Here is a 13,206-nt window from a genome sequence, read left to right on the forward strand (position 1 = left end):
TTTCATCGGATGCGGCTCCAGATGTAGTCCGCCACTCGTTCGCCGAACACCGACCAGTTGTGAGCCTGACCGAGCTGTGCATGCTCGAGGTCGACAGAGTGGGCATCGAGGGTCCCGGTGATTCTGTCCTGCCACTGACGGTCCCGACGACGCTGCATCTCGACGGGCGTTCCACGAGACGCTCCGATCAACAGGGCGTCGCCTGCGTGGCGGCCGACCGTCGGCGGTATCGACAGCGCAAGGTGACGGCCGAGGGTGCGCGCCAACCGGCCCTGCACCTCGGAGGAAAAGCTCGACAGCAACGGATCCGTCTGCATATGGCGACGGAAATTGTTCTGTGCTTCCTCGATGCCGTTCTGCGACAACATCTCACGTTCGGCGGTGTCCGCCTCCGCGACGTCGGCGTAGGAATCCAGCAGTACCAGCGAGGCCACTACGGCGCCCTGTTCGTGCAGACGCGCAGCGATCGCATGTGCGAGTTGCCCTCCGAAAGACCACCCGAGCAGGTGATACGGACCGTGCGGTCGAACGGCTCGGATCCGCGCCACATGGTCGTCCACCAGTGCCTCGATCGAAGTCAACTCGATCGCTTCGTCGCCGCTCTGCAACGCCGGGTCCTGAATGGCATACACCGATATCGACGGATCGAGGTACCGCAAGGCCCCGATGTAGGACCAACTGAGACCGCCGGCAGGCTGCAGACAGAACACCGCGGGATCGCCTGCGCGGCGCAGCACCACCAACGGCGCAAGCATGCTGTCTCCGCCGCCGTCGATCACCGCCCGGGCCAGACCCGCGACTGTCGGGTGGGCGTAGATTTCGCGCACGCCGAGTTCGAGATCCACTGTGCGCAGTCGGGATGCCAAACGGACGGCGGCCAAGGAATGCCCACCCAATGCGAAGAAGTCGTCGTCCCTGCCCATCTCGCTCACGCCCAGTACATCCTCGACTGCGTCGGCGATCAAGGATTCGACATCGCCGCGTGGACGGTCGACCGACTCGATGTTCTCCGACGGCGGCGGCAGCGCTCCGGCGTCGAGTTTCCCGTTGACCGTCAGTGGCAGGCTGTCGACCACCTGGACCGATGCTGGGACCATGTAATTCGGAATCAGTTCCCGCAGTCCGTCTTTCACCGAGGACGCGGTGATGTCCGACGGTAATGCGTCGTCGAGAAGGATGTATGCAGCCAGTTCCGCAGTACCGGCCCGCTCGAACACGGTCACCGCAGCGCGCACGATGCCGGGTAGCCGCAGGAGCGCCTCCTGTATTTCCCCGGTCTCGACGCGATGTCCTCTGATCTTCACCTGGTTGTCCGCGCGGCCGTGATAGGTGATCAACCCGTCGGGGTCGCGCGATACCAGATCGCCGGTTCGATACATACGGGAACCGTTGTCGGTGAACGGGTTTGCCACGAATCGTTCCGCGGTCAACGCAGGTCGTCCGTCGTATCCGCGCGCGAGGCCCGCACCCGAGAGATAGAGCTCGCCGATGACTCCGGGTGCCGATTGCCGTAATGCGGTGTCGAGCACGTGCGCGGTCGTGTTCAGAATGGGACGTCCCAGCGTCGGAGTCGACCGGTCCTGTACGTCGGCACCGAGCGCGTTGATGGTGTACTCGGTCGGCCCGTAGAGGTTGTACCCACCGGTCCCTGGTGTTTCTCGCAGGTTCGACCACAGGCGGTCTCCCACCGCTTCGCCGCCGAGCGACACGAACACCAGGCCCGGGGCATCGTCGTCGTTCGGCGTCGTTGCCCGGCAACGCGGACGGGCCAGGAGACCGGCGTCGACCAGATGCTCGCCGTACGTCGGTGTGACGTCGAAGGCATCGATCTTCTGCGCGTCGAAGTAGTCGAGGAGAACTACCGGATCACGCCGCGTCTGCTCGTCGATGACGTGCACGCTGTGCCCCTCCAACAGCCAGAACAACTGCTCCCACGACGCGTCGAACGAGAAGGACGTGGTGTGTGCGATCGCCAACTGCCGATTCCCGGCCCGAGCGACGACGGGCTCGAAGATTTCGGTGCGATGGTTGACGAACATGTTCGTCAAGCCGCCGTAGGGGACCGCAACGCCTTTGGGGCGCCCGGTCGATCCCGACGTGTAGATGATGTAGGCAAGCTGGTCGAGTCGCCGCGGGACATCGCCGGGTGCCGGCAGTCCGTTTCCTACACCGTCGTTGTCGAGTTCGATCACGGCTGCCGACTGTTCTGCCGCGATGCTCTGCAGCCGTACGGCCAGCGAGCTCGTCGTCAGCACGACGTGCGGACGCGATTCGCGCACGATGTACTCGATGCGGTCGGCAGGCATCTCCGTATCGACCGGGACGTAGGCCGCGCCTGCGGCGAAGACACCGAACAGTGCTTCGACCATGAGCTCGGTGCGGGGGAGGAAGAGCATGACCCTCGATTCCCCGGCGACGCCATGCGATCGCAACAACGCAGCGAGGTTCAGCGCACGCGCATGAAGATCGGCAAAGCTCCACCGGACGTCGCCTGCCACCAACGCCACGTCGTTCGGTCGATCTGCAGCGCGTGCAGCGAACAGATCCCACACGGTGTGCTCGGGTACAGCCGAGTCCAGAGTGCCCGAGTGTTGCTGCGTCCACGCGAGCTCGTGCGGGGTGAGCAGAGCGATCCTCGCCGCTGCCTCGTCCGGCCCTGCCGTCAACGCAGCCAGCGCAGCCCGGTAGGTGTCGGCGATGGCTGCTGCCCGTGCATCGTCGAGGGCGTCCCGTCGATGCATCATTCGCACCCGGGCACCGGATTCCACCGGTGCGACCACCACCGTCATCGCGTAATGCGTTGCATCACTGAGCTTCTGGTCGACCACCCGAAGTGCACCATCGGGACCCAAGCGCTCGTCGGGCGGCACGACCGGAATGTTCTGGAAGACGAACAACGTATCGAACAGTCCACGATGCCCAGCGCACTGCTCGAGATCGGACAGCGCAAGATACGGATGGGTCAGCAGCGGTCGTCGTTCGTCCTGGATGCGGGCCAGATGGTCACGAACAGCGAGAGCGGGATCGATCCGCACCCGCAGCGGAACCGTGTTGAACAGCAGGCCCAGTAGCTCGTCGATGCCGGGGATCTCGGCCGGTCGACCGGACACCACGGTTCCGAACACCACGTCGTCCTGGCCGGTGAACTTCTGCAGTGTCAGTGCCCACGCCAGTTCGTACACGATGCTCGTCGTGACGCCGGTCTGCGCAGCGAGTTCCTTCACCTGGCGGGTCAGTGAGCGATCGAGATGAAAGACGGTGTCCGCCGACCGGGCCGGGTCGACCGATGCTGCCATGTTCCGAGGAGCGAGCAGTGTGGGCCCGGGCGTACCGGCGAGCTGGCGTCGCCACATCTGCAGGCCCGCATCACGATCGCGAGTTCTGAGCCACATCATGTAGTCGTCGTACGACGCACGGTGGGTTGTGTCGACGTGGCCAGGCCGGGTGTACTCGTCGAGAATGGCCCGCAGGAATCTCCAGATCGACCACCCGTCGAGAACGAGGTGCTCGATGGTGAACACCAGTGCACTCTGGCCCCCGGGGAGCAGCGCCACTCCCAGTCGAACGAGCGGCGGCTGCACAGGGTCGAATCCCTGTGCAGCCTGCCGTCTTTCGAATTTTGTCAGCTCAACCTGGGCCGAATCGGCGTCGAAATGTCGCAGATCCGTCGTCGTCCAGGGCATCCTGGCCGTCCTCGGTACTGCGGCAACGGTGCGGTCGCCGAGCTGGACATACCCCGCACCGACCTGCGGGTGTGCAGCGAGTACGGCGTCGGCGGCACTCCGCAACAGATCCGTGTCGAGTGAGCCGGAGAGCCGCATCACCGTCTGCGACACGTAGATGCCCTCGCCCTGTCCACCCAGCTGCTGATGGAAGAGCAGCCCGTCCTGCAACGACGTCGTCGGGTAGATCGCTCGGAGCGGGCCGAGGAGCGACTCCACGTATCGACGCTCCCGCGTGTCGAGTCCGGCCATGTCGGTACTGCGGTCGATACCGTCTGCGAAGACGTTGTCCACCACGCGATTGACTCCGGACCCCACCGCGTTCACCCTGGTCGCGATCGCCGTCGCCAGGCGTGCGGCGTCGGGGACGGCGAGGCCGGACACAGAACATGCGCACGACCACGAACCGGTGTCCGCTCGAAGGAACCTGACGTCGACCCCGGGCTCGGCGACACTCTGCATTTTCCCGTCGACACTCGAAACATGGATGCGGACCTGCAGATCCGCATCCGGTAGGTCGTCGAACACACCAGGGGTGTGGTCGCTGAGGTGCGCGGCGACCCCGAAGGATGCGGCGTGCTCGGGGTCGGCGTCTGCGCCGAGCAGGGTGCCGGCATCGATGACGACAGGGAGACCACGACGCAGTGATCCCACTGTCCTGTAGCCCTGTTCGGTGCCTCGGTCTCGGTCGGACTCCTCGACCCACACCACCATCGACGCGAGTCCCACGACGTCCGCCATCACCTCGCGCAACGACTCGAGGACGGCTGTCCGGATCTCGACGGTGCCCGGAAGTCCGCTCGTCGACAGTGCTGCGACACTCTCGGCACAACCGTTCGCGGGCGATGCCTGCATCGGCGCGAGGGACGCCGCGTTGTCTCGCCTGTCGAGCACGTCCACAGCCGCGTCCACGATGTCGAGCCACGACTCGGCGTGATCGACGATCGAGAGGTCCTCTGCCAGATCCTGATCGAGCGAGGCCCACCGCGCCGACGGAGCCACCAACACACCCACCACAGAACGATCACTCGTCAACGCAGCGAGGATGGACGGCCACGATTCTTCGTCGACCGCCGCGTGGGCCATCTCGACTCGCAGAGCATTCTCGCCGATCCAACCGGCTCGGAGCGCGGCGTCGGCCGACGCCGCGAATGTGGTTCCTTCCGTGGCAATTCGAGACATCTCGAGGATCTCTGTCACCGACATCGAAGTGCTTCGAGGCGTCCCACCGTCGGTCTCGAGACCGGTGCAGAGCGCGTCGTGCCGAAGACAGAGACCGATGAGAGACGCTCGCGCACGGCGGGCCTGCGACTGCGACAGGGCGAGCGTGCGTGACCACCTGCCGGGGCGCGGTCGTACGCGTAGTGGACTGTGCTGCGGAGCTGGGGCATTCGGTCTGGTGACCAGTTCCGAGATATGCCGGGTCGGATCGGCGACCGCCTGAGCCGCGATCAGCGTCATGTCGTCGAGAAGCGTCTGAACGGTTCTGTTGTCGAACAGCTCTCGGCGGTAGACGATGTCGAGGCCGAGTCGCCCTGATTCGCCTCGTGGACCGATTGCTGCGATCAGATCGAACTTGGCCGACGCGTCGTCCGGGGGGCGGAGGACTCCGTCGACGCGCCCCAGCGACACCGGCTGCGGCCGCGTGTCCACCTCGGCAATCATCACCTGGAACAGCGGATGCACACCCGGAGTTCTCGTGGGGCGGAGCCAGTCGACGACCTCGTGGAACGGGGTGGCGCGATTGTCGACGCAGTCGAGCGTCGAACTTCGTGTCCGCGCGGTCAACTCGGCCACGGTGGGATCGCCGGTGAGATCGGTCGGCAGAACGACGGTATTGACGTAGAGCCCCACCGCGTCCGTCACCGCGTCCGGAGGCCGGGTATCGACAGCGGTGCCCATCGGGATCCGATCGCCGCCGCCGTGGGCACGCAGCGCGAGAGCAGTGACGATCTGGAGAAAGATCAGGCGGCTGATGCGATGCGTGGAGCAGAACTGCTCGATGTCGTCGGCGAGGAACGTGGGCAGTACCGTCTCGATGAGCTGCCCCGAGGTCGACGGTACTTCGCTACGAGCGTGGTCGAGCGGAAGATCGACGGGCTCGACGTACGGAGCGAGTGTCGTCGTCCAGAACGGCTGCGTTGCAGTGACATCGGCGACGCCTTCCTCCTCCGCGTACTGCGCATAGTCCACCGCCGGTGCTGCCCAGTCCGGTGCCTCGCCCCGTGCACGCGCGTCGTACGCGATCCTGAGATCGTTCAACAGGATCGGCACCGAACCGCCGTCGGCGGCGATGTGGTGCACCGTCAGGACCAGTCGCGAGCTGTCGTACAGATCTGCGGCGAAGGGGATCTCGGCACCGAGGTCGAACGTGCGTGGACGGTAGGGCTCACCCCGACGGTCCGCTACCTCGACCGCGGCATCGGGCTGCAGGTGGCGCACCACCCGGCCGGCGTCGTTCGAATACACACTGCGCAGCGAGGCATGGCGTGTCGCCACATCCGCGAGGGCATCGGCGAGGACGTCCAGATCCGGATCCGACGTCAGATCGAGGTGGACCGGCATCGTGTAGGCATGGCGGTCCGTTTCCATCTGGTCGAGGAACAGCATCCGCTCCTGTGCGCTCGATGCCGGCCCGGTACGTGCGGACGCGTGGGTGTGAGTCATCGGTGTGCTCCTGATGCGAGAGTTCCGAGAAAGTGATCCGCCACTGTGGACGCGGTGAGGTCCTCCGAGAGAGCGAGGTGGTGAACGGACAGCTCCGCGGACCATCCGGCGCTGTCGTCTCGTGCTACGTGGATGCGAACCAAGGGGCCGGTGTCGACGTCGATCGTGGGCAGGACGTCCGCAGCTCTCTCTACCCCTGCCACGTGCACGACGGTCTCGAGGTTCACCGCGTCGAGATGTATCTCGAAGGCCTTCCACAATCTACGGCGTGACCGGTCGATGCGGGTGCGCAATGCCGGGAAAGTCTCCATCAACGCTGTTGTCGCCCTGCGGACTTCCGCATCGAGGTCGGTCGCAGCCAGATCGTCGGGGGAGGGGATGTGGGCCCGCACCGTATCGATGCGGTCGTCGATGTCCAGTCCCGATTTCACCGCGGCCCTGGCCAGGTCAGGCAGGGGAACAGGGATGTCTGCGCGCGAAATATTCTCGCGTGCAGTCGTTGTCGTCTCCTCATCGCGGAGGGAGGCCTCGGCGAGCGCTGCGACCGTGCGCAGATCGAAGATCTGCATCTCGGTGATCCGCCTGCCGCGTCTGCGTGCGAGGGTGACGGTGCGTATGGCACTGATGCTGTCGCCGCCGATTCGAAAGAAATCGTCGTCGATTCCGATGGCGGCGGCCTTGAGTCCGAGCGCTTCGGCGATGGCCCCACGAATTGCGACCTCGCCGTCGCTCGTCGGTACCCGATCCTTCGACGCGGAGTCACGAAAGTCGATGGAAGGAAGGCCTTTACGGTCGAGTTTCCCGCTCGACGTCAGAGGGATCTCGTCCAGGATCGCTGTACGGGCCGGAACCCATGACGCGGGAAGGATCCGTGTGACCGTGGCGCGAACATCGCTTTCGAGCAGAGTTCTTCCGGATTCCGGGACGACGTATCCGACGAGTCGTGGACCGGCCGGCGTGACCTGTACGGCGGCGGCACCCGACCGGACACCGGGATGGGTGAGCAGAGCTGCCTCCACCTCGGCCAGTTCGATGCGTTGGCCCGCCAGCTTGATCTGGCCGTCGGTGCGGCCGAGATACTCGATACTGCCGTCGCGTCGTTGCCGCGCGCGGTCGCCGGAGTGGTAGAGACGAGCCCCGGGAACGTCGGCACGGGGGTCGGCCACGAATCTGCTCGCGGTCAGTGCGGAGTTGTGTCGGTAACCGCGGGCCAGTTGTGCTCCACCGAGATAGAGGTCTCCTTCGGCGCCGGGCAATACCTCGGTGAGAGTGTGATCGAGTATGCGGCAGTGGGTGTTCCACACCGGCATGCCGATCGCCACGGCGAGGCCTGCGACCGGGCCGTGCGCCGAGACGTTCTCGGCGGTCACGTCGATGGCGGCTTCGGTTGGCCCGTACAGATTCAGCAGGGTGGCCCGCGGAAAGACAGTGGCCACCGACTGTGCGTGTTGCGATAACAACGGCTCGCCGCTGCAGACGATCAGCCGCAGCGCTCTGGCGTCGAGGACTGGGTTCACAGGTTCGGACGTTGCTGCGGTGAGGAATTCACCGAGCATCGAGGGGACGAAGTGGACGATGCTCACGTCGTGAGTCGAGATGAGATGCGCCAGACGCCGTGGATCTCGGTGGCCACCTTCTTCCACCACGACGACCGACGTTCCGGTGACGAACGGGAGAAAGATCTCCCAGCCAGAGACGTCGAACGACGCAGGGGTCTTCTGCAGGAACACATCGGCAGCAGTGATCTCGTGATGCTCAGCGGCCCAGAGCAAGCGGTTCACGATGGCCGAATGGGAGACAGCGACGCCCTTCGGTCGTCCGGTCGACCCGGACGTGTAGAGGACGTACGCCGGGTGGTCGCCGTGCAGCGGGCGTCGACGCTCGGCGTCCACCACAGGATGGGTCGGTAGCGCAGCCAGCAGAGTCGCAATCGATGGGTCGGCGAGGTCGATCAACGGCACATCCGAGGTCGGAAGACGTGCTGCGACATCGGCGGTGGTGAGGATCGTGGCGGCCCCGGAGTTGTCGAGCAGGTACCGAATCCGTGCTTCGGGAAGTTCGGGATCGAGGGGCACGTAGGCGGCTCCCGAGAAGGTCACGGCGAGAAGCGAGACGATCAGTTCGGGTGACCGATCGAGTGCGATGGCCACGACGTCCTCGGGTCCGTGACCGGAGTCGATGATCAGCCGTGCCAGTGCAGCTGCTTCGCCCAGGACGGAGCCGAGCTCGCGGCGACGATAGTCGAAGATCAGCGCGGCACCGTCCACCGGGGATGTGCGGGTGATGATCCTGTCGAGAGTCAGGTCCGGTTCGATGTCCCGTCGAGCACCGTCGAGTCGGGACAGTGTGGCGTGGTCCTGGGCGTCGAGCAGATCCAGTGCGTCGACCGGCAGGTCCAGCGAGGCAGGCATGCGTCGCAACACCGTTTCGATTCGCCGCATCAGTGTGTCGGCGGCGTCATCGTCGACAACATCGGTTGCGTACTCGACGATGAGTCCGATCGCCGAATCATTCTCTTGCAGAGTGATACTGACGTCGTATTTCGCCGTCCCGGTGTCGACGGGCAGCCGTTCGGTCTGCACGTCGCCGAGAGTCAACGACCCCCCGCCGTCGCGGTGCGGTTGATGGATCACCATCACCCGAACCGGTGGCTGCTCTCGCAGCGCAGGCAGTGCAGCCACGACCTCCTCGTACGGTGCCGTCGAGTGGGCGAGCGCGTGCAACGTCTGGTCGCGGGTACGCGCGAAGAGCTCCCGCAGTGTGGGGTTTCCCCGTAGGTCCGCGCGGAGCAGAACGGTGTTCAGGTGGAAACCCACCTCGTCGTCGGGGTCACCGTCGGTATCGTCGCGGCCCGTCTTCGGGGACCGGATCGACATCGGCGACGCCGTCAGGAAGTGCTCACCCGATCCACACGCGCGGAGTGCGATCGAGGTGGCCACCTGAGTGGCCATGTACATGCTCGCCCCGCACGTACGCGCCGCCGCCCGTACCGTCGCGGCGACGTCGTCGGCGACCACTCGTCGGATCGTCCGTCCCGGCCGTGCGCCGGAGTGACGGGCGGCGCGCCAGCCCGGCACGTCCAGGACCGGCGGTAGCGGCGTCAGATGTGAGCGCCACGAGACGATCTCGGCATCGTGATCCTCTGCGACCACCGACGGATGGAGCGTTGCCGCGCCGAGGTCCACGGGTATCCGGCCGGCATGGCGCGCTGCGTAGGCGCGTGAGAGGGTCCGAAGCAAGGCCGGCTCGGACCATTCGTCCGTGGCGATGTGATGCACGGCGAGAACGAGCGTTGCGCAATCCTTCTCGTCGTCGTGAGTGAACACGTGGGCGCGCAGTGCAATCGACTCCGACGGATCGAATCGTTCCTGCAGCGACTGTTGGATCGCCTGCGGCACACCGGACGACGACACCACGTGAGGCCGCAGGGTGGGTACCGCACGTTCGTCGTACGGGTCGAACGTCTCGACCGTCAGTGCTCCGTCGTTCTCGACGTACAACGACCGCAGTGAACGATGACGTGCGGTGACATCGGCGAGCGCCTGCTCGAGGGCGGGTCGGTCGAGGAGACCGGTGACGCGGAACGCCAGCGGCACGGTGTACGTGCCACCATGACCACTGAGTCTGTCTGCCAACCACATTCGACGCTCGCCTGCGTTCATCGGCCGGGTGCGCTCATCGGTCTGCACTGCGCTGGCGTCGTTGTGCTCTTCGTCGGTGCACGGCGGCGTGTCCGCTGCGTCGATGTAGGCGGACAGTGCCGCGACCGTCGGGTGATCGAACACTGCCCGCACCGATATCTGCATGTTCAGATCCCGGTTGATCCGAGTGACCAGACGCATTGCGGCCAACGAGTCTCCGCCGAGGGTGAAGAAGTCGCTGTCCGGGCCCATGGAGTCCACCAGTTCTTGCGGGCCGGAATCGCGGGCGAGCAGGGCCGCGATGTGACCGGCCAACCGCAGCTGCTCATCGGTCAGCGGGCCCGAGAGTGCACCGATGACGTCCGGAGCGGGCAGGGCACGGCGATCGACTTTACCGTTGACGGTGGTGGGGAAAGCATCGAGCACCATCAGGTGCGCGGGAATCATGTGCTGGGGGAGTACCGTCGCCAGATACGCGCGAACACTACGAGAAAGGTTGTCCGAGTTCGTGTTCGCAACGTCCGTCGGGACCACGTAACCGCAGAGAATCGATGATGTCGCTGCGTGCACGAGTACGACGGCAGCGCGAACCTGGGGATGTGTGGCTGCGGCCGCTTCGATCTCCTCCAGTTCGACGCGCATGCCGCGGATCTTGACCTGGTTGTCCGCTCGGCCGAGAAAATCGAGTGTTCCGCCGTCCGTCCAGCGAGCACGGTCACCAGTTCGGTAGGCACGTCCGCCGACCTCGGCGGCGAAGGGGTCCGCGACGAATCTCGCTGCAGACATGCCCGACGCACCGACGTAGCCGCGTCCGAGCAGGTCACCCGCCGCGTAGAGCTCGCCTCCCATCCCCAGGGGGAGCGGCCGGAGGCGGTCGTCGAGCACGTACAACCGGCAACCCGGATTCGGCCGCCCGATCGAGGTGGATATTCGATCGGATCCGCTGCCGTCGTACACCACATGGGAGACCCCGATGGTCGCCTCGGCCGGACCGTACCCGTGATAGAGGGTCCCGTTCATGCGAGCCCGGAACCGGGAGAACAGTTCCGGGGTGAGCACTTCACCGCCACACCAGACATGACGTACCCCCGCCATTGCGTCGGTCCCGGCGCTGGTCTCGAGGAGCACGTCGAGCATGGAGGCGACGAGATACACGAACGTCACTCGTTCACGGGATATCAACTCCAACAATCGCTGCGGGTCCCGGTCTTCGCCGGGGCCCGCGACGACCACGGTTCCTCCCGAGCAGAGCGGGAGCAGGAGCTCGTTGATCGAAATATCGAATGCGAGTGGAGCTTTGAAGAGACTGGCATCTCCCGGGCCCACTTTCAGAATGTGCTCGATCTGCCATCTCATCCGGCTCGCGATGGCCTCGTGCCGGATCATCGCCCCTTTCGGCCGCCCCGTCGAACCCGAGGTGAAGATGACGTATGCCAGACCGGCTCCGTGACGGAGCACCCCCGACGGCGGGGTGGAAGGTCGACTCTCGTGCTCCCATCGATCGAGAGCCACTGCTACCGACAGCACTTCCGTGTCCTCGTTCGACTCCGAGCTACCCGGTCCTCGCAGTGCCACAACGATGTTCGCATCGCGGACCACCGCACGTCTGCGGGCCTGCGGCCACTGCGGGTCGAACGGGACGAACGCCGCCCCTGCGGCGAGGACGGCCATGACGGAGACGACCATCTCGGCGGACCGAGTCATGTCGATCGCCACGCGTGCTTCCGGTCCGACTCCCGCCGCCACCAGCGAGTGCGCGAGTTGACTCGAGCGGTGCCGCAACTCGGAGTAGGTCAGTCGGGTCGGGCCCGCTACGACGGCGGTGGCGTCGCCCGTCCGAACTGCCCAGGATTCGAACATCTCCACGACGTCCTGGTCGGCGTGGCAGTGGCCGGTCTCGTTGACGTCGGTGACGAGCATCTGCAGGTGTTGCGGAGAGGCGAGGGGCAGCGAGTCGATCGGAGCCTCCGGGGCGGTCGTCGCGGCGTCCAGAAAGACCGCCAACGCGTGCGCATGGGCCCGGATCTCTGTGCCGGCGCTCGCACCTCGTACCTCCATCGCCAGCCACGAGTCCTGGGGGTTCGCACGGTCGACAGTGCCTTCCACCACGAATTCGAGGTCCGTCACCGGACCGAGCCAGCACTGGCGCAGTCGCGCTCGATCGCCGCCGAAGGTCGTGTCGCGTTCTGCAACAAGCACATTGATGCCCGGTGCCACCAGTGAGGAGTCCCCTCGGCGCAGTCGAAGCAGCTCGGTCACCATGTCGGGTGCGACCGCGGTGTGCGGTCGCATCTGCGTCAGGGTCCGCTCAACGTCGGCAAGCACGTCGACGACAGTCCTGGTGCTCTTGTGCTCGAGCACGAACGGTACGACGCTGGACGTCATCGCGATCGGAGACCCTGCCGGGGCATGACCGCCGATGGCCAGTCCGATGGATTGCGGCCCTGGAGGTCTGGTCGTTGCGGCGTACGCGCTGAGCAGACCCACGAGAGCACGACGCGGCGATGTATGTGCGCGATCGGCCAATGCGAGGACACGCTCGACGATGTTCTCCGGGAGGTCGATCGCCGCGTGGGATACCGACAGTCCGGTGTGCTCGAGCAGGCCCTGATCGTCGGGCAGGCTCGCGATCACCGCATCCCAGTAGTCTCGGGTCCCGCGCGGCGACGCGGTGTCGGTTCGAGAACGGGCCGATCGGTCCCTGCGATCGTCGTTGTAGGCGTCGGCGACGCGTTCGGTGAGCGCAGCCACCGACTGCCCGTCGATCGCCACGTGATGGTAGGCCTGAATCCACCACAGTCGCCCGTCGTCCGCGGCGGCGACGATGTGATGATGCATCGGGCCCGTGTCCGGCGACCCGATCCTCGACCGCGCATCGGCCACCAGCGCAGCGAGCTGCGCGTCCGATCCGGTCGTCGTACGGGTTTCGATGCGCCCGGGCACTGCGGCGACGATGTCGAGATCGCCGTCCGATGACTGTGTGAGCGCCTGATCGAGATGCGGTAGCGCGGCAAGGGTGGCGCGGACCGCACGGTGGAGACGCGCGGAGTCGGTCGTCGTGGGAAGTTCGAGCCGCCACGCCAGCGCGTAGGTGCCCTCGCCGTCGTCGATCTGGGCGGCGGTCCAGACTGCTCTCTGCGCGGGGGTGATTCGAGGTGCGTCGAGCATGGTCATCC

The 13,206-nt window shown here is 65.8% G+C and carries 2 protein-coding genes; both read right to left on the bottom strand.

Annotated features, from left to right (window positions below; all coding sequences use genetic code 11):
* Positions 1-2: 2 nt before the first annotated feature.
* Positions 3-6,389: a non-ribosomal peptide synthetase gene (locus MTX34_RS17450; RefSeq protein ID WP_243610236.1), complete on the bottom strand. Its 6,387-nt coding sequence runs from the start codon at positions 6,387-6,389 to the stop codon at positions 3-5.
* The gene (locus MTX34_RS17455) at positions 6,386-13,204 is read right to left on the bottom strand and encodes a non-ribosomal peptide synthetase (RefSeq protein WP_243610237.1); all 6,819 of its coding nucleotides are present in this window, start codon (positions 13,202-13,204) and stop codon (positions 6,386-6,388) included. Before MTX34_RS17455 ends, MTX34_RS17450 begins: the two co-directional genes overlap by 4 nt.
* Positions 13,205-13,206 lie beyond the last annotated feature (2 nt).

The sequence above is a fragment of the Rhodococcus sp. ARC_M5 genome (assembly GCF_022810405.1).
Classification (GTDB): Bacteria; Actinomycetota; Actinomycetes; order Mycobacteriales; family Mycobacteriaceae; genus Rhodococcoides; species Rhodococcoides navarretei.